The sequence below is a fragment of the Desulfovibrio psychrotolerans genome (assembly GCF_013340305.1).
Classification (GTDB): Bacteria; Desulfobacterota; Desulfovibrionia; order Desulfovibrionales; family Desulfovibrionaceae; genus Halodesulfovibrio; species Halodesulfovibrio psychrotolerans.
Genome location: NZ_BLVP01000008.1, coordinates 785,114 through 804,432 on the forward strand (window position 1 = coordinate 785,114; position 19,319 = coordinate 804,432).

Below are 19,319 nucleotides of genomic sequence, written 5' to 3' on the forward strand. Positions count from 1 at the left end.
TGATGAAAACGCTGTATATCAAGATACGCAATCTGCTGAGGCGGTACCGGATGTTCCTCGTATCCACGGGACTGCTCTTCGTGCTGTTTTTTGTCTTCTTCTGGCCGGATATCATCATAAGCATCCGGCCGGGTGAACTGGGTGTGTACTACTCCCGCCTGTTCGGCGGAACCAGAATGGACAGGACGTACGAGGAAGGGGTGCACTTCATTCCTCCGTGGGACATCCTTTATGTGTATGACGTGCGCATTCAGGAAGAAACGCAGGAAGTGGAAGTGCTCACGCTGGACGGTCTGACGGTCAAGGTCCATGTTTCGCTGCGTTATCAGATCATCCGCGACAGACTGCCCGTTCTGCATCAGCAGATCGGACCGGAGTATAAGCGCAAGGTCATTCTTCCCATCATGACATCGGCGGTACGCCAGACCATAGGCAGCTACAGGCCCGATGCGCTGTATTCCACGGCGCGGCAGGAACTGCAGGATAAAATGCTCGTGGATGCGGTGGAAGAACTGGGCCGCCTGCCCCTCATCGTGCATGGGTTTGTGGTGAAGAAAATCAGCCTGCCGGAAGTGCTCAGAGACGCCATTGTGGACAAGCTGGTGGCCGAACAGAAGTATCTGCGCTATTACTATATCCTGCTCGAAGAACGGGAAGAGGCAAAGCGCAAGGCCATAGAAGGGCAGGGTATCCGTTTCTACCAATCGCTGGTCAACGAAAACATGACCGAGAACTACCTGCGCTATGAAGGCATTAAGGCAACGCATAAGCTTGCCGCGTCAGAGAACGCCAAGGTGGTGGTCGTGGGAAGCGGCAAGGATGGTTTGCCCATTATCCTGAATACGCAGGATACGCCGCGGATTCCGGATATGACGAACGCAACCCGCGAGGCGAGGGAGCGGCAGGATAAATTCGGGCGCAGACAGGCAACCCCGGCGGCATCGGAAAGCAACTCCACCGCAGCTGACTCGGCAGCGGGCAATGCATCCGCAAGAGGTGTTGTAGGAGGCGGTTCCGCACCCAACATGCGCGAAGAAGGCGGATGGAAGCAGTGGCAACTGCGCGAGCCGGAATTGCTTGAGTTTATGAAAAAACTGGATGCCACACTGCTGAACCCGAACAGGCAGGCGCCCGGTGCGTCCGGTTCGCCCGGTGCGTACGGTTCACAGGGTGACGAGAATGGCAATAAGGGGCAAGGCAGGCGATAGCCGCCTGTGCAGGGGGGCCTTTTCCGCAGACTGATCAGGCGTGACAGTGCGGAGCGGGCACAGGTGTTCGCCGAGTTTATGCCGTGGCCGGACCAAACGCAACGGAGTGAGATCATGGTTGTATTACTCTTTTTCCTTGTTGGAAGCATCATTGTCGGGTTTCTGGGAAGGTACTGCCGGTTCGGTTTCTGGGGGCATTTCTTTGCCAGCGTGTTGCTTACGCCCGTGGTAGGTCTGCTGCTGGTGCTTGCGGCTGGACCGGGGTGCCGTGATCGGCGCGATGCCCATGCCACTTCTTCCCGGACCGGCTCGACAGACGGAACCCGGGCCGGAACCCGGGCCGGAACCGGAGCCGAAACTGAAGCCGGAGCGGGCACCGCAGGCGGCAATGTCTGAGCGTGAAATACCGTTTTTCATTTGTCATCCGGGGTACGCATGCCGCCTCATCTGAACATTGCCCTCTCCAGCGTTGTGTTACGGCTATTGGGCTGCCTCCTCATGCTGGGTGCACTGGCAGCCGCGTCCCCCGTCAAGGCGTCAGAAGCCGGGACGGGCGGAGAAAAAATCAGGCGCATCGGCTATCTGGAAGCCGGACATTTCTGGCTGTTTGAACGCACCTTTCAGGCTTTCCGCGATGCCTTGCAGGAGCGCGGAATCCGTGCGGATTTTCCCGCAGACGCCCGGTTCAGCCCCGGATGGGAGCCTGAAAACATGGCCCGCCTGCCGCAGGCTGCTGCGGCACTGATGCAACGGGATGACCTTGATCTTGTTGTAGGCATGGGAACGGCAGCCATGAAGGCCCTGCTGGCGGCCAATACCGGACAGACCCCGATCATGGGTATGGGCATGGCAGACCCCGTTGCGGCGGGCGTGGTGGCGGGGCCGGAAGATTCCGGTGCGGAGAATGTTACCTGCCATATCGTTGCAGACCGCTGGTCCACCATGTTCAGGGTATTCCACGACGTGGTGGGCTTCCGTACTCTGGGTATTCTGTATAACGACAGCCCGGAAGGCCGGGTTTATGCCGCTCTGGATGACGCCCGCGCCGTGGCTTCGGAGCTGGGATTCGGCATTGCCGAATATGGCGGGCTTTCCTCTGCGGAAACAGAAGCGGAATGCCGTGCGGGGCTGGATGCCCTGCGGGCGCAGGGCATGGATGCCTTTTTCATTGGCCCGCTGAACTGTTTCGACTGGCAGACCAGCAACGTGGCATCGCTGCTGGAACTGCTGAACGGCTGGAACATTCCTACCTTTGCCCGCGATGGATCAGATTTTGTGCGGGCAGGGGCACTTATGGGCTTTTCCACATGGAATTTCGGTCCGTCAGGCACTTTTCTGGCGCGGCAGGCGGCGGCAGTCTTCAATGGCACCTCCCCCCGCGCCATTCCCATGCTGGACAGGGTGGAGCCGACCATTGCCATTAATCTGGAAACCGCCGGACGCATCGGGTTTATCTTCCCTCTGGACGTGCTGGTGGTTTCCGATGAAATCCACGAGCGGATAACACTGCCTGCCGCAGGAAAGGAGCAGTAGCCGTGGAGATGGAAACCCCAACTTCTGCTGCTGTGTCGGGCTCCGTATCTAGCTCCGGACCTGAACATCCCGCAGGACTTTTCCAGCTGCGTATGGGCATCGGGGTGCTGTGCCTCGGCGTGCTGGTTCTCACGCTCGGATTCAATGTGCTGCTTTCCGTGTCCACGCTGGACAGGCTGGCAACGGCCTCGCTGCTTTCGGGCTATCGCGCTGCAGGCGAGCATGTGGCGCTGAGTATTGAACGCGGACTGCGATTCGGCAAACCCCTTGCACAGTACGCGGGCATGGTGGAGATGCTGGATGACCTGCGTGACGGCGCAGGCAATATCCGCTCCGTTCAGGTGCTGGATGTCTCCGGGACACCGCTGTATTCCGTCGCGACAATTGAGGGCGGCAGGGACAGCATGCCCCCCGCAGACTCCGGCAGCGGGTATGCCGCAAAGGATGATGGCTCTCCCGGTGACGGTACACGGACGTTTGATCGCGCAATGCTTGAAGCAGCCCGGAAGGGGGCGGCGGTAGATAACGGGGAAGACTTTCTTGCAAAGGCAGATGTCTACCGCATTGTCATTCCGCTGCAATATCAGGGTATCGCGGGCGGGTTGGCGCTGGATATAGACAGGTCGCATGTGGATTCCGTCACCGATGGATTTTCCCGTTGGGCCGCCTTGCTGCTGGTGGTGGCGTGCGCGGCTGTGTGTGTGACGCTGGCGGGGTGGATATGGCTGCTCACCGCCACGCCCGAAGCCCGGGCCCGGCTCCAGAAATCCCTGTCCCTGCTGCTGCTTGTCCTCATCGGCGGCACGCAGCTTGCGTATTCCCTCGCTATGGTCACGCTGTTCGACTCGTTCATGGAACATGCCGTGCGTGAAAAGGTGGACATGGCGGCCCGGTTCATCAAGCGCGACTTTGAGTACATTATCCACAAGGGGGTGGATGTGCGCTCCATCCGCGGGGGAGAGGCCCTGCTTGCCCGCATTGTGGAGGCGCACGCCGAAGTGGCAGGTGCCGAGATGGTGCTGCCGGACGGGACAATGCTTGCCTCTGCCGGAGACATCACGCAGGGGGGCCATATTGTGGAGCGTTCTGTGGATGGTTACTGGCCAAGCCGTTTCCGGCAGCGCGAAGAGGCCATGCGCATACGCCTGCATGTGGACAATGCCCATGTGGCGGCCGGGGTGCGCAGCCTGAGCGTGGACCTCGTCACCTCCTTCGTCATCAGCCTGCTGTTTCTCATGGAGCTTGCGCGGCTGCTGAGCATGGTGTCTGTGCGTTTTACCAGATCCATGCTTGCCGCAGAAGGGGATGCGGGGCAGACGACACGAAAGGTGACTGGCCGGGCGAAGGGGCGGACAATCGGCCGGACAGCGGGAGTAACCGTTTGCACATCGCAGGCTCTGCGGGCCGCCGGTTTTTTGTTTTTTCTCGGTTACGACATGGGAATCTCGTTCATTCCGTTGCTGGCGCGTAATTTCAAGGCCCCGCTGTGGGGTTTTTCCGAACAGGTACAGGCCGGGCTGCCCATATCCGCAGAGATGATTTGCGCCGGTGTGGCTCTGCTGCTGGCTGGCATCCTCTCCGAGCGTTTCGGCTGGCGCATGGCGTTTGCGCTGGGAGCCGTGGCCGCCTCCGCAGGGCTGATAATGGGGTGGGCCGCCACCTCGTTGCCGGCCCTTATCGTGGCGCGCGGTGCTTCCGGCTTCGGCTTCGGGTTGGTGCTCATGGCCGTGCAGCTGGGAACGCTGGGAGATGAAAAGGCCGGTGCGGGCTTAGCGGGCGTTTTCGCGGGAATTTTTTCCGGCAGCATCTGTGGTTCCGCTGCCGGGGCCATGCTGGCGGAGCGGCTGGGGTTTGAAACGGTGTTTCTGGTGGCCGCCGTGCTGGTTCCCGTGTCCATTCTGGCGTTGTATGTAGGCGGTGGCTGGGCTTCCGGTTCTGTTCCGGAAAACTGCCCCGTGGGTAAGACTGCTAAGGCAGAGAAGGCCGATAACGCCGGGCAGGATGACCTTTCCGTCCCTGCGGTACCACATGTCACCCCTGCGCCGGGAGCGGCCGGAGCCGCGCTCGCCTTTCTGCTCGACCCGCGCATGCTGTTCCTGCTCGCCATGGTGGGCATTCCCGCTTCTGTGTGTCTGACGGGATTCCTCTACTACCTGCTGCCGCTCGTGCTGAACGGTGCGCACGTGAGCCAGTCGGACATCGGCCGTATCTTCATGGTTTACGGGCTGTGCTTCATCACGGTGGGGCCCATGCTGGGCAGGCTGCTGGACAGGGCCCGGGACAAGGGGGCCTTTGCCATGCTCACGGGGGTGTTTTCCGGGGTTTCCCTGCTTGCCGCCGCTCTTTCTCTGGCGTTTCTTGATGTCATGCCCGCAGGGCATGAGGCAGAAGGTGCCGGAGCGGTGCAGGGGATGATGACACCTCAAGGCATCGCCATCATTGTGTTATCCGTCCTGCTCATCGGAGTGGCCCAGTGCCTTGCAGCTCCCGCAACCATTCTTTGCGTTACCTCGCTGGGGTCCGCGCGTCGGCTGGGGCGGGAAAAGGCGGCCAGTTTTTACCGGACGCTGGAACGGATGGGGCAGGTGCTGGGGCCTATTCTTTTCGGCGTTGCGCTGGTGCGCATGGGGGCCGCACATACCCTGCTGGCCGTGGGGGCGGGCGTGTGCCTGCTCGCCATACTGTTCATGGTGGTATGGCGCATCAGCAGCCGGAAGGATTGAGCAGGTCTTCCATCTCCGGCAGACAGGGGTCGTCCAGCCCCTGTGGCAGGTAGAGTGAGAGCAGTTGGCGGTAGTCGTCCATGTCTATGAGCCTGCCGCCGTTTTCAGCAAACTGCCTGAATTCTTCTTCTGTGGGGTAGCTGAAATACTGCTCCTGTGTCTTGTCCTGCGATGTGCCGGGCAGCCGTTCTTCCCGTTCCAGCACGGGCAGGTGGCGCAAAAACGCTTCTATGCCTGCAAAATATGTCTGCACAAAATTCCAGAGCAGCGAACGGTCATACCGTATATCTGCCCAGCCCACGTCCACCACGTCGCCACTGTCTATGCCGGGGTCAATGTGGAAGACCGTGCAGCCTGAGCGGGCATGACGCATCTGCATGGCGCGAAAAGGGCCGCATAATCCCTGAATCTGAGGCAATACACCGGGGTGCATGCCATATATGCCAAGGCGGGGAATGGAGATGATGTCTTCTCTGAAGATGAAGTCGTACCGGCAGGAGAGTATGACATCCGGGGCAAGGGCGCGCATGGCGGCGGCCGCTTCGGGCCTGCTGGCCCGGCCCCATAGTTCGACCGGAATGCCGAATTTTTTGGAAATTCCGGAAAATGTTTGGTATTCTGCAGTACTGCCTTCCGGGAACCTGTCATCCAGATAGGGGTAAAACAGTTTCAGGGGCATATCCCGTTCATGATTGAGCAGGCATGCTGCCAGCAGGTTTGCCCGCTCCGCCTTGAGCACATAGTCGGAGAGAACCACATGGACATTGTGGCGGGGAGCAAGCGCGCTCACAAGCCTGTTCAGAGCCAGATTTCCCGCAAGATCACGTTTGGTGCAGATGACGATTTTCAAAGGGCCGCCATGGGGAGTCGTTGAAGCCTGAAAGGGGAACGCCGCGTCGGGGAGGGAAGATAGCACGGGCTGCGGCGGGAGCACAAGATGGTCATTGCATGTCTAAGGCGTTATCTATGCGGGGCAGGCTTGGTTCATGTCAGGCCGATGCCGCTTTTCGGGTGAGCGTGCTGCGCGGCACACGGCGCTGCGAATCTATAATGCCCTGCATGGTGGGGATTGGGCAATATAGCGTTACATGGTATAGTGTTGTGCAGAACAGGCGCATGCGGGACACGCCCGGCAGGGCACTGCCTGTTGCATAGCTGGTGTGATAGCGTAAAGAGTTGCATGGTGCTGCTCAGAACAGGGCGGGGCACTACCATTCTGCGGGAGACATATGGAGCAGTATTCCGGGATACTTGTCGGGTTGGTGCAGAATGTGGCGCTTCTTCTGGCGGCGGCCCTGTTCTTTGATCTTTTTGCCTCGCGTTGGCGCAGGGGGGTGGGACACCTGCCCGCCAAGCTGTTCACGGGCTTCCTGCTCGGTGTTATCGGCATGGTGGTCATGCTTACGCCGTGGACCTTCACACCTGGCGTTATGTTCGATACCCGTTCGGTGCTGATAGGTATAACCGGGCTGTTCTTCGGTACTATTCCTGTCCTTGTGACCATGGGCATGACGGCAGCACTGCGTCTGTATCAGGGCGGGGCTGGGGCAGTCATGGGTGTCAGCGTCATACTTACTTCCGGTATCATCGGCCTGCTGTGGAGATACCGCACCCGGCGGCTGGAAGGACTTTCATGGCCGCAGCTGTATATCTTCGGCCTGGCCATCCATATCGTCATGCTCATGCTCACGCTGACTCTTCCCGGCGACATCGCCTTGCGTGTGTTCTCCGGTATCTGGCTGCCTGTCCTGTTGATCTATCCCGTTGCCACAGCCCTGCTCGGCAGCCTTATGTCGCGCCGTCTCACCAGCGATGCCATGGAAGATTCGCTTTGTGCCAGCGAACTGCGCCACAGAATCATTTTTGAGAACAGCCCGCTGGGTATGATTCTGTTCGATTCCTCGGGCACCGTGGTGGATTGCAACGATAAGTTCGTGGAGCTTATGGGTTCATCCCGCGACAAGGTCATAGGCTTCAATACCGTGCGGCAAAGCTCGCCTGCCATGAGTGCCGCCCTGCAACGTGCCCTGAACGGTCAGCCGTCCACGTTTGAGGATGCCTACACCTCCGTTACGGGTGGCAGGCACCTGATTCTTCGCGTCATTTTCAATCCCGTGCGCCCGGGGGGTTCGCCCACAGAGGTCATCGCCACGCTGGAAGACATTACCGAACGCAGGCAGGCAGAGGAATCGCTGCGCGCCCGCGAGGCAGCCCTGAACAGCATATTCCGGGCCGCTCCCGTAGGCATAGGCGTGGTTGTGGACCGGGTTTTTGTTCGGGTCAATGACCGGCTGTGCGAGATGACAGGATACTCGCAGGAGGACTTGGTAGGCAGCAACGCCCGGATGCTCTATCCCGATGACGAAAGCTACCGTTACGTGGGGGATGAAAAGTACCGGCAGATACGGGAACGCGGAACGGGAACGGTGGAAACGCATTGGCGGCGCAAGGACGGTGGCATCATGGATGTGCTGCTCAGTTCCACCCCCATGAATCTTGCAGACTATTCGGTGGGGGTAACCTTTACGGCGCTGGATATCACCGAACGCAAGCGGGGCGAAGAGATGTTGCGGGAGAGCGAGGCCCGTTTCCGCACGCTGCACAATGCCTCGTTCGGGGGCATAACTATCCATGATCATGGACTTATTCTCGACTGTAATCAGGGGCTTGCGGATATTACCGGGTATACGGTGGATGAACTGGTGGGCATGGACGGCTTGCTGCTTATTGAAGAGTCCTGTCGGGGCGACGTGATGGAGAGGATTCGAGCCGGCTATGAAAAACCCTATGAATCACTTGGAGTGCGTAAGAACGGCGAGGTCTACCACATTCGCCTTGAAGCGCGGCAGATACCCTATAAAGGGCGGCAGGTCCGCGTGGTGGAATTCCGGGATATAACAGAACAGAAGCGGGCGGAAGAGGCCATCCGGCAGAGCGAGGAACGCTTCCGCCTGATTATTGAAGATGTGGAGGTGGCTGTGCAGGGCTACGACAGCAACCTGCGGGTGATATACTGGAACAGGGCCAGCGAACGGCTTTACGGCTATACCGATGAAGAGGCCATGGGGCGGTCTCTGTTGGAGTTGATCATACCGGAACCTATGAGGGATGGTGTGAAGGAGGCGGTAGAAAACTGGGTGCGCAACGGGGTGCCCATTCCGGCTGCGGAATTGGTGCTGCAGCATAAAGATGGGTCCGAGGTGCCCGTGTATTCTTCGCACGCCATCCAGCGCAGACCGGGCGGCGATATGGAACTGTTCTGCGTGGATGTGGACCTCTCCGACTTCCGCAAGATGCACACGGCACTGCTTGCAGCCAAGGAGCAGGCAGAGGCGGCAAGCCGCAGCAAGTCTGAATTTCTGGCCAACATGAGCCATGAACTGCGCACCCCGCTCAATGGCATTATGGGTATGCTGCAACTTATGGAGGCAACCCACCTTGACGAGGAGCAGAGGGATTATGCCCGTGCGGCACTTGAATCATCCCGGCGTCTTACCCGCCTGCTCAGCGATATTCTGGACTTGTCGCGCATTGAGGCAGGCAAGATGGAACTCTACATGGAGCCGTTCGACCTGAGGGAGACGCTGCATTCCATGGAACTGCTGTTCCGCCCCAGTGCCAGCCAGTCCGGCAACCTTCTGGAATTCAGGATTTCAGAGGATTTTCCGCCCAGACTCATGGGAGATGTGGTCCGGCTGCAGCAGGTGATAAGCAATCTGGTGGGTAACGCCCTCAAGTTTACAAAGGGCGGGTCCGTAACTGTGGAAGCATATCCCCTGCAGGCCATAAAGCCCCATGAGTACAGGGTGCTTTTTGCCATTGCGGATACGGGAGTGGGTATTCCGGACGATAAACAGAACGAGTTGTTTCATCCCTTTACGCAGGTGGATGGAAGCATGGCCCGCCAGCATCAGGGCGCGGGGCTGGGGCTTTCCATCTGCAAGCGTCTGGTGGCCCTCATGGGAGGGAGTATCTCCATAGCCAGTGAAGAAGGGGTGGGAACCACCGTGCACTTCTGTGTCACGCTGGGGCGGAGCGATGACGCCGTCCTGGTGCCGGAGGAACTGGAATCTGCCGAAAGCGCATTGCCTGAGCGGCCGTTGCGTATTCTGCTGGCAGAGGATGAACGGGTGAACCGCTCGCTCGTTATTAAGCTCATGGAAAAGCACGGGCACGCTGTTACTGCCGTGGAGGATGGGCAGCAAGCCGTGCGTGCGCTGGCGGCAGAGGAGTTTGATGTGGTGCTTATGGACGTGCAGATGCCTGTAATGGACGGCGTGCAGGCCACGCGGGCCATACGCGAAGGGACCGCCGGAAAGGACAGAAAGAACGTGCCCATCATCGCGCTTACCGCGCATGCCATGTCAGGTGACCGTGAACGCCTGCTGGAAGCAGGCGTGGACGAGTATCTGGCCAAACCTTTCGATGTGGGCACGCTGCTCCGTATTCTACGCCGCTCCATGCGTTAAGGCGGTGGCGCATATCTTGTGAACGGTTGGGGCTAAGCCCTGCTGAAGGGCGGCAGGCTACTGCACCGGAGGCACAAGCGAGCACTCCACCCTGTTTCGTCCGTTTTGCTTGGCCCGGTAAAGTGCCATATCCGACTGCTTGAGCAGTGTTTCCAGACTGGAGCAGGCTTCAGAATATTCGGCAACCCCCAGACTTACCGTAAATCGCACGGTGGTGCCGTCTTCCAACTCCACGCCGCTGTCCTGCATGGCAAGGCGTATGCGTTCCGCCACCAGCCGGCCGCCCTCAATATCTGTTTCCGGAAGCCCGACGGCGAACTCCTCGCCCCCCAAACGTCCAAGGATATCCACCTCGCGCAGCACCGACCGGGCTGCTTCGGCAATGGCTTTAAGCACAATATCCCCTGCATCGTGTCCGTAGGTGTCGTTAACAGATTTAAATTTATCCGCATCAAACATGATGAGCGAGAAGGGCGAGTCATACCGGCTGCAACGCTCCAGTTCCCGCTCTGTCTGCTCCATGAACCACCGGCGGTTGGCAAGGCCCGTCAGCGCGTCCGTGGTTGCCAGATTGTGCAGTTGTTCCTGTAGCATGCGCGATTCAGTAACATCCCAGTTCACGCCTATCATGTGTTCCGGCTGGCCTTGCGCGTCTCGGCGGGTCAGTGCGGCTGCCCGCACATGGCGTACGGAACCATCCGGCCAGATGATGCGGAACTCCCACTCCCACGGGCTGGCACTTCTGCCCGCCTCCTGTATGGCATTGTGGGCGGCTGTTATGTCCGCCGGGTGCACACGGCCTTTCCACGCTTCGTACAGGCCGGAGAATTCTCCGCCACGAATTTTGTAAATGGCAAGCATCTGCTCATCCCATATCAGGGAGTCGTCTTTCAGGTTCCATTCCCATACGCCTATGCCACCCGCGCGTGATGCAAGTTCCAGCCTGTCTGAAAAGGCATGCAGTTCCTGTTCCGCCTTCTTGCGCTGGGTTATGTCGCGCAGGCTGCCCACAGCATAATAGGAATTGCCCAGCCTGAAAGCCGCAACGGAACGTTCCACGGGGAAGAGCTCCCCGTCTTTTTTAACGGCCATGAACTCCATCACCGAGCCGACTACAGGCCCCTGGCCGGTGGCGGCAAAGTGCTTAAGCCCCTTCCACGCCTTTTCCCTGTCGCTTTCCTGCGTGACAAGCAGATGCAGGCTTCTGCCCAATGCCTCTTTGCGGGTCCAGCCGAACATTCTTTCTGCAGCGGGACTCCAGAACATGATGTGATCATCGGAGTCGATCATGATCAGGGCATCGTGCGATGCCTCCGCCATGGCCCGCATCTGTGCCTCATTGGCCTTCAGCGCATCTTCTATGAGTTTGCGGTCGGTTATGTCCTGAATGGTTCCCGTGGAGCGTATGGGGGTACCGGTGGCGTCGCATTCGGTTATTCCGCGTTCCTGCACGTGGCGTACCGTACCGTCGGCAAGGATTATACGGTGGTCCACGGAATAGCTGCCGCACGAACGCAGACTTTCCGCAAACTGGTTTTCCACCAGTTCCCGGTCGTCGGGATGGACCATGCCCAGAAAGCCTCTGAGTGATGGGGTGTGCTCTTCCCTGTCTGTGCCGAATATCCGGAACGTTTCATCCGACCACCACAGGTCGCCGGTGCGCATGTCAGCGTCCCAGCTGCCTAGATGGGACAGAGCCTGCGCGTGGTTCAGGCTTTCGCGTGTCTGCTCGATAAGGTGGTTTCTGCGGGCGGCCCTGTATGCTGCAAAACCGGACACAAGAAAGAGCAGCAGCACCAGACCGTGTATCATAAAGGCAAGGGGCGGGGTGTGCGACCAGCCATGTTCCGGCGTGCCTGCCAGCACCCAGTTTCCGGAAGGAAACGTAACCGGCATGCGGACGGCATTCATTTTGGGGTCGAACAGATCCTGCTGTCCCCAGAAGACCGGTCCTTCCTGCCCGTATTCATCCACTGCGCGTAGAGCCAGTTTCAGGGTGGTATCACGCATGCCCGCCATATCGTACAGGCGGTCCGCGTCAATGACGGAAGAGACAACTCCCCAGAAATGTCTCTGCCCTTTCTGGTACACAAAAACCGGAGCCCGTCCGATTATGCCGGTGCCGCCCTGCACCAGTTGCAAGGGGCCGTCCACGATCAGTTCCCCTGTACGCTCCGTACGGCTGGCCGTTTCCCACTGCTCCGGTAGGTCGCGGTAGCTCACGCCAAGAACTGCCTCGTTGCCTTCCAGCGGGTAGACATAGCGCATTACATAATCGGGAGCCGCCCCCAGATTGCGGATAACGGGGGAATCCTGCAGCGTTTCCCGCGCGTATTGCGTAAATATCTGCGGAGTAAGCCCGGGAGTTACAGAGATAAAGTTCGCCATGCCCTGCACCAGCAGCAGGTTTGCGGTAATTTCCTTTTCGAGGCGGGCCCGCAGGGTGGCCAGCCTCAGAGAAGCATCCACTCTCTGGTTATTCAGGTGCTGGTTGAGCATCTGGTAATACAATAATCCGTCCAGCCCCGCGCACAGGATTGCGATAAGGAGGAGGGGGCGAAGATAGTGTTTTTTCATGGCCATGCCGGGCTGCGGGTTAAAGCGGATCTGCCTGAATCGTATGAATCCTTTATGGAGGAAAAACACCCTTTCGGGCTGTGTCTTACCATGGAAAGAACAGGGCAGGCGGGAGTCCGGCAACAGGGAACGTGTTACTCGTTCTGCTGCAGCTCATTGGATTCCTTATACTCCATCCCTTTGCATTGTATATCATTCGGCGTTCAACCGTCTAGCTGTAAGGTTATTGATCGTGTCCGTGCGGGGGAGCAGCATGTCCGCCGGAATATCCGTTTCGTGCGCATAGCGGATATTCTCCCGCAAGGCTTGCGGAAGATGCGGGCAGCGGGTAGATTACATTCTTGTCCGGGACTACGCACGGCATCCAAGCCTGCCCCGAGGCATGTCTGTCCGTCGCAGAGCATTACCCGTTTGCGGCAACTTCCCTTGTCACCAACGTCTACCCTCCGGTCGCGGCATCCGCTGTTTGCCGTACTTGCGAACGGAGAATATGGAGATAGCGTACCGTGCTTTCGCTGATTATTCTTATTGCCATCATCGTGGCAGCCCTTGTGCTGTTCATCGGCGGCTGGATAGCCGTAGACCTTGTGGGGCTGCTCGTGCTCTCCGCCCTTGCTCTCACCGGGCTTGTCACCACCAACGAGGCTCTGGCGGGGTTCAGCAGTTCTGCGGTTATAACGGTGCTGGCCCTGTTTATTATCTCTGCCGGGCTTTCCCGCACGGGCATAGCCTACCGGCTGGGGCAGCCCCTGCAACGTTTTGCCCAAAGCCCGGAATGGCTGCTGGTGACCGTGCTCATGGCTACGGCGAGCATTCTTTCCGCGCTCATAAATACCACCACTGTTGCCATCATTCTGCTGCCTACGGTTATGGATCTTGCCCGCCGCAGCGGCAGGTCTCCTTCCCGCCTTCTGCTGCCCATGGCGTTGGGCTGCCTTTTGGGCGGGCCGTTTACAGGAATTTCCACCCCGCCCAACATGATGATCATTGATGCACTGAAGAGTGCCGGGTTCGCCCCCTTTGGGATATTCGACTTTACGCCCATAACCGGTGTCATAGTCCTGTGCGGCATCGCCTTTGTGGTGCTGGGCGGTTCACGTCTGCTGCCCAGCCGGGACGCGCTTGCCAAGAACCGCAAAGCCAATGCCGTGGAATCGTCCTACCAGTTGGATACGCACATTTTTTCCCTTTCCATCCGTCCGGATTCACCCCTTGCCGGGCGAACGCTGGGTGAGACGCGCCTTGGCTCCGCCCTCAACCTTACAGTGCTGGCCCTGCGGAGAGAAGGCGAAATGCGTCTTGCCCCCGGCCCTTCCGATGCCGTACGGGGCGGCGACACCCTTATCGTGCATGGCTCGGTGGAACACTACCGGCGTCTGTACGGCAGCCAGCATCTGCGCACGGAAAACGGCAACGGGGCGACTGTGCATGTGCTGAAAAAGTTTTGCACGGCGCGCGGTGTGGTTACGGAAAAATCTCCGCTGCTGGGCGTCTCGCTTGCGCAGAGCTCCCTGCGCCGTGAACAGCGTGTGCACGTCTTGTCACTGCATGCGGGAGACAGGAAAGAGCAGGGCGATCTGCTGCATCATCCCATGGAGCAGGGAGATGTCCTGTTTCTCATGGGCGAGAGGGAGTCGCTGGAAAAGTTGGAGCAACTGGGCATGCTGGGTGGGTTGGAGATTGTGGAATGCGCCCCGGAAAAGGTGTGCCCCGATGCCTCGTTCATGTCCGTGCGCGTGCCGGAAGGCTCCGTGCTGGTGGGTCGTACCCTGGCGGAAACCCGCCTTGGCAATGCATTTGCCCTTACCGTGGTGGGCATTGAACGCAGCGGAGAGGCGCGCATGATGCCCGCTCCCGATGAGGTGGTGCAGGCAGAGGATATCCTTCTCCTGCACGGACTGGACCGTGACCTTGCGGTGTTGCAGGGGTTGCAGGAACTTGTTTTCTCCGAAACGCCTCCCGGCATCGTGGCCGAACTGGAATCGCAGCAGGTGTGCGCTACCGAGGTGCTGCTTTCGCCCCGCACCAACTTGAGCGGTAAAACGCTGGCCGACCTGCGCTTCCGTGAGCATTACGGATTGAACGTGCTGGCCATATGGAGCGGCGGACGTGCCCGCAGAACCGGTTTGCAGGAACAGCCGTTGCAGTTCGGAGACGGAATGCTTGTATACGGCCCGCGTAAAAACCTTGCCGCTGTTGCGCGCGACAGAGACTTCCTTGTGCTGGACCAGTCCGCCGCGCAGGCTCCCCTGCTGGAAAAGGCTCCCGTGGCGGCGGTCATAATGCTGGGGGTCATCCTCAGCGCCATTCTGGGGCTGGTGCCCATTTCCATTGCTGCGCTCACCGGAGCCGCCCTCATGGTGCTGGTGGGGTGCCTGAGCATGGAAGAGGCGTACCGCTCCGTGGAGTGGAAGGTCATTTTCCTCATCGCCACACTGCTTCCGCTCGGGGTGGCTTTTGAGCGCACGGGCGCGGCGCAGATGGGGGCAGAGGCGCTCATCGTCCTTGTGGGTGATATGGGGCCGCGGTGGGTTGTGGCAGCGCTTTTTCTGGTCACCGTGCTGGGCACGCAGGTCATTCCCACCGCCGCTCTGGTGGTGCTCATGTCGCCTGTTGCGCTCAGCACGTCGGCCAACCTGAACATTTCGCCCCACCTGCTTATGATGACGGTGGCCATGGCGGCGTCTGCAAGCTTTGCCAGCCCCCTGTCGCATCCGGCCCATCTGCTGGTCATGGGGCCGGGGGGCTACCGCTTTATGGATTACGTGAAGATAGGCGTGCCCATAACCATCATCACCATGCTGGTGTGCGTGTTTCTGCTCCCTCTGTTTTGGCCTGCGTAAGCATGGCCCCTGCCGGCTGACATGCTGAGTACATCTTTCCGGGGCAGGCGGCGGTATGGTTCACCCATTCAGCCGTATCCGTCAGCATGTTATGGACAAGATGTTCAAGCCCGTCCTCACCACAAAGAGCGCGGGCGAGGGATCCGGTCCGGGGCTGACCATTTCTTTAGGCATTGCAGGGAATATGGGCGGACACCTGCCGGTGAACAGCAAGGCAGGCAAGGGCATAACCTTCTCGGTTCTGCTTACTCTGTGGCGGGTGGCCTACTGTGCGCGGGCTACTGATACTTGCTGCGTATGGCAAGGATGACGTCGTGTATCTGCAGGAACGCTTCCGTCACTTCCGGGTCAAAATGCGTGCCGGTGTCCTTTTTGATAATGTCCAGCACCTTATCTTCCGGGAATGGCTCTTTGTATGAGCGGGGGGAAGCCAGCGCGTCATACACGTCCGCCAGTGCGCATATGCGGGCGGCGAGGGGGATTTCTTCCCCGTTTTTGGAGGCGGTGCCAAGATGCGGATCACCCTCGAACAGGGCGTCCACAAATCCGGGGTAGCCGCCACCACTCCATTTTTCGTGATGGTTCAGGGCTATGTCGCGGCACATGGCGTCCAGATCCGAGGTGGAGTTTTCGAACAGGCGGGCACCGTATACGGTGTGCAGCTTTATGATATCAAACTCCTCCCCGGTGAGCTTGCCGGGTTTTTTAAGAATGGAGTCCGATATGCCTACCTTGCCCACATCATGCAGCATGGCGGCAAGGCGCAACAGGTCTTTGGTGCGCTTCAGTTCCTTCACCGGAACCCCCTTGTTCAGGGCGTAGCGGTGGTAAATTTCCGCGCAGTAGGCTCCCACACGCTGAACATGTGCGCCTGTCTCCGTAGGGTCACGCAGTTCCGCCATTTTCATCATGCGCAGGATGAGTTCGCGGGTCATTATGCCTCGTTCTATGGCAATGGCGGTGTTGTTGGCGAAAAGGGGAATATATGTCTGCGCGGTGCGGTCAAAGGGCACGGAACGTCCTGCGGTGTCCTTGGCATTAATTATCTGCATCACGCCCACAAGTTTACCCTGCGCTATCTTCAGCGGAATGGTGAGTATGGATGTGGTCTTGTAGCCCGTTGCCTTGTCGTAGGAGGGGTTGAACTTGAACGGAAGCGAAGGGTCCAGCGTATAGGCATCATCAATAATGAGCGTTTCGCCGGAAAGGGCGGAATAGCCTACAATGGAGGCTTCCGTAATGGGAACGGCAAAGTTGGAATAGACCGCCGCGTTGGTGGCGTCTTTGGCAAATAGGGTGTCGTTGTGCACATAGCTGAAGCGCAGCCTGCCATCCTCCACCAGAAAAATGGAGCCTGCATCCGCGTTGGCAAGGGCGCGCACCTCTGTGAGGGTGCGGTCCAGAATCGTGTCCACGTCCTTCAGCTGGTTCAACTCGTCGCTGACCCGCAAAAAGCTGCATATCATGGCTTCCGCATCGGAAGGCGCGTGCCGCCCGGCAGAATCCAGCCCGGTACATCCAGCCCCGGACGATACAGGGAATGTGTTATTGCGGATGTCGTTGTTCTTGTCTGACATGGAGTCAGCCTCCGGAGTTAAAAACCGAGCGGGCTTGCGTGCCTGTGCCGCATCTATATCCCTTTCTGCCTGTTCATGGCGGCTTACGGCGCGGCTTTCCGTCCATGCTAGCCCGGACGCGGCACTGCATTACACGAGAGTACACGGTAGCCCATATGCCGCTCCCATGGCAACAGGACGGAAGGAAAAAAGGCGTGATATCGTTTGTATTCCTCTACGCTTCTCCCACAAAAAGCGGCCTGCGCGGCATGGGCCTTCCGGCGGTGTGAAACGCCTTTTCCAGCAGAATGCGTATGGCCTGCTGCCCCGCCTCGCCCAGCTCCATGCTGAAGTCGTTCACAAAGGTGGCTATGTGGCGGTCAATAACCGCGTCGTCCATTTCCTGCGCATGGCTTTTTATATATCCCCGTGCTTCCTCAGGGTGCTGCCGCACAAAGGCCAGACTGCGGCGGATGGCATGTTCCAGCGCAAAGGCTGCCTCCTCTCCTGCGTCTCTGCGCACGGCAATGGCCCCCAGCGGAATGGGCAGGCCGGTTGTGTCTTCCCACCAGCGCCCCAGATCGAAAAGCTGTTCCAGCCCGTACCGCCCGTAGGTGAATCGTCCCTCGTGGATGACCAGCCCCGCCGCCACATCGCCCCGCGCCACGGCGGGCATAATCTCGTCAAACACCATCTCCACCCGCTCTCCCTTGTGCACGCCATGCAGCGAGAGCAGCAGGTTGGCGGTGGTCATGCTGCCGGGAATGGCAATGCGCTCGTTGACAATGGAAGAAACGCAGCGGTTTTCCCGCGCCACCAGCAGCGGTCCGCAGCCGAACCCCAGCGCGCCGCCTGCCCGCAGAAGGATGTATTCGTCCATCGCGTCCACCATGGCGGCAACAGAAAGCTTGGTGGCTGCAATATCGCCCCGGCGTGCCCGTGCGTTCAGCTGTTCCACGTCCGCCATGAACATGCTCACGGGAAAGGGCAGGTCCACGCGCCCGTTGGCAAGGGCGTAAAAAATGAATGTATCGTTGGGGCAGGGGGATATGCCCAGTTCAAAGCGTTGCATCGTATGTGTCCTGCATGCCGCCGGAAAAGGCGGACGGCGTGCCTAAAGGTTGACATGACGGGGCACTGAGCCGATACTCACCAGCCGGACGGCGCAGCCCCCACCCGCATCTTTCGCGGGTTTCAGCCGGGCGGTGCCGTCAAACAGCGGAGGATAAACCATGCTTACAGCCGACCACTATTCCCGGCTGGGATTGGCAGGCATATACGACAAGGTTCTGGCGGGCGAACGGCTCACGCTGGAAGATGGGGCGCGGCTGTTCGCCTGTCCGGACGTGAACGCCGTGGGCGCACTGGCGCACCATGTGCGAACCCGCCTGACCGGGGACAAAGCCTATTACGTTCTGAACAGGCACGTCAATTACACAAACATCTGCGTGAACGGCTGCCTTTTCTGCGCCTTCCAGAAGGAGCGTGCGGAACAGGCAGGGGCCTTTGCCCTCAGCGCGGATGAGATTGTGCAGAAAATATCCGACCACGGCGGCATGCCCTTCAATGAAATGCACATTGTGGGCGGCTGCCATCCCGCCTTGCCGCTTTCTTTTTTTGAAGGTGTCATCCGGCGTGTGAAGGGGGCATTTCCCGCCATAACGGTCAAAGCCTTCACCGCCGTGGAAATTGCGCATTTCGCAAAGCTGGAAGGCTGCACCACTCTGGAGGTGCTCACCCGCCTGAAAGAAGCGGGACTGCGTATGATGCCCGGCGGCGGTGCGGAAATCTTCGCCCCGCAGGTACGCGAGCGCATATGCCCCCGCAAATCCGATGCGCAGGAGTGGCTGCGGGTGCACGGAGAGGCGCACTCCCTCGGGTTGCAGACAAACTGCACCATGCTTTTCGGCCATATAGAATCCGTGGAAGACAGGCTGGACCATCTGGACAGGCTCCGGCGGCAGCAGGATATCTCCGGCGGCTTCACCTGCTGCATTCCCCTGCCGTTCCTTACCGAAAACAGCCTGCTCAAGCTTCCGGTAGAACGCCTCGGCGAGCACACGGGACTGGACAGGCTTAAGACCATTGCCCTGTGCCGCCTCATGCTGGACAACATTCCGCACATAAAGGCCTACTGGGTCATGCTGGGTATGAAGATGGCGCAGGCGGCGCTGTATTTCGGCGCGGACGATCTGGACGGCACCATCGTGGAAGAAAAGATCGGTCACGATGCCGGTGCGCAGTCGGAGCAGTCCATGACCATTCCGGGGCTGCATGAAATGATCACCCGTTCCGGGTTTACCCCTGTCCGCCGCGATGCGTTCTACAATCCCGTGAACGTCAATCTCACGGGTGCCGACCCCGCAGCCGTCAACTGCGGGGCAGACCGCAAGGGAGGTGCCGCATAATG

General features: G+C 59.4%; 12 protein-coding genes. 8 read left to right on the forward strand and 4 right to left on the reverse strand.

What is annotated here, in order from left to right:
• Nucleotides 1-2 precede the first annotated feature (2 nt).
• The 4 genes from HUV26_RS11160 to HUV26_RS11175 all read left to right on the forward strand — a co-directional run bounded on the left by HUV26_RS11160 (nt 3) and on the right by HUV26_RS11175 (nt 5,464).
• Entirely contained in the window at nt 3-1,208 is a 1,206-nt protein-coding gene (locus HUV26_RS11160; protein ID WP_174410165.1) for a prohibitin family protein, read from the forward strand.
• Nucleotides 1,209-1,322: 114 nt separating this feature from the next.
• A complete protein-coding gene (locus HUV26_RS11165) occupies nt 1,323-1,604 on the forward strand; it encodes a hypothetical protein (protein ID WP_174410166.1) in 282 nt (93 codons plus the stop codon).
• Nucleotides 1,605-1,643: 39 nt separating this feature from the next.
• The gene (locus HUV26_RS11170; RefSeq protein WP_174410167.1) at nt 1,644-2,741 is read left to right on the forward strand and encodes an ABC transporter substrate binding protein; all 1,098 of its coding nucleotides are present in this window, start codon (nt 1,644-1,646) and stop codon (nt 2,739-2,741) included.
• A gap of 8 nt (nt 2,742-2,749) precedes the next feature.
• Nucleotides 2,750-5,464, forward strand: coding sequence for an MFS transporter (locus HUV26_RS11175; RefSeq protein ID WP_174410168.1), 2,715 nt, complete (start codon nt 2,750-2,752; stop codon nt 5,462-5,464).
• Here HUV26_RS11175 and HUV26_RS11180 read toward each other — a convergent pair.
• On the reverse strand, nt 5,445-6,314 hold the full coding sequence (locus tag HUV26_RS11180) for a formyltransferase family protein (protein ID WP_174410169.1): 870 nt from the start codon (nt 6,312-6,314) through the stop codon (nt 5,445-5,447). The two genes, HUV26_RS11175 and HUV26_RS11180, sit on opposite strands and share 20 nt — an antisense overlap.
• Nucleotides 6,315-6,693: 379 nt before the next feature.
• Here HUV26_RS11180 and HUV26_RS11185 point away from each other — a divergent pair, with 379 nt between their 5' ends.
• Nucleotides 6,694-9,933 (forward strand): PAS domain S-box protein, encoded by a 3,240-nt coding sequence (locus HUV26_RS11185; protein WP_174410170.1) that lies wholly within the window; start codon nt 6,694-6,696, stop codon nt 9,931-9,933.
• A 57-nt stretch (nt 9,934-9,990) separates the two neighbouring features.
• Here the strand turns inward: HUV26_RS11185 and HUV26_RS11190 are convergent, their stop codons facing one another.
• Nucleotides 9,991-12,516, reverse strand: coding sequence for a diguanylate cyclase (locus HUV26_RS11190; RefSeq protein ID WP_174410171.1), 2,526 nt, complete (start codon nt 12,514-12,516; stop codon nt 9,991-9,993).
• A 500-nt stretch (nt 12,517-13,016) separates the two neighbouring features.
• On the opposite strand from HUV26_RS11190, the gene HUV26_RS11195 reads away from it, so the two are divergent.
• Together HUV26_RS11195 and HUV26_RS11200 are read left to right on the forward strand one after the other, a co-directional pair.
• Complete coding sequence (locus HUV26_RS11195) at nt 13,017-15,353, forward strand: SLC13 family permease (protein ID WP_174410172.1); 2,337 nt, start codon at nt 13,017-13,019, stop codon at nt 15,351-15,353.
• 55 nt (nt 15,354-15,408) lie between these two features.
• Complete coding sequence (locus HUV26_RS11200; RefSeq protein ID WP_174410173.1) at nt 15,409-15,663, forward strand: hypothetical protein; 255 nt, start codon at nt 15,409-15,411, stop codon at nt 15,661-15,663.
• Here HUV26_RS11200 and HUV26_RS11205 read toward each other — a convergent pair.
• Together HUV26_RS11205 and HUV26_RS11210 are read right to left on the reverse strand one after the other, a co-directional pair.
• Nucleotides 15,632-16,930 (reverse strand): HD domain-containing phosphohydrolase, encoded by a 1,299-nt coding sequence (locus HUV26_RS11205; RefSeq protein WP_243451353.1) that lies wholly within the window; start codon nt 16,928-16,930, stop codon nt 15,632-15,634. The genes HUV26_RS11200 and HUV26_RS11205 overlap by 32 nt on opposite strands.
• Before the next feature lie 214 nt (nt 16,931-17,144).
• Complete coding sequence (locus HUV26_RS11210) at nt 17,145-17,981, reverse strand: 1,4-dihydroxy-6-naphtoate synthase (RefSeq protein ID WP_174410174.1); 837 nt, start codon at nt 17,979-17,981, stop codon at nt 17,145-17,147.
• 160 nt (nt 17,982-18,141) lie between these two features.
• Between HUV26_RS11210 and mqnE the strand changes: the two genes are divergently transcribed.
• The gene (mqnE, locus tag HUV26_RS11215; RefSeq protein ID WP_174410175.1) at nt 18,142-19,317 is read left to right on the forward strand and encodes an aminofutalosine synthase MqnE; all 1,176 of its coding nucleotides are present in this window, start codon (nt 18,142-18,144) and stop codon (nt 19,315-19,317) included.
• Nucleotides 19,318-19,319 lie beyond the last annotated feature (2 nt).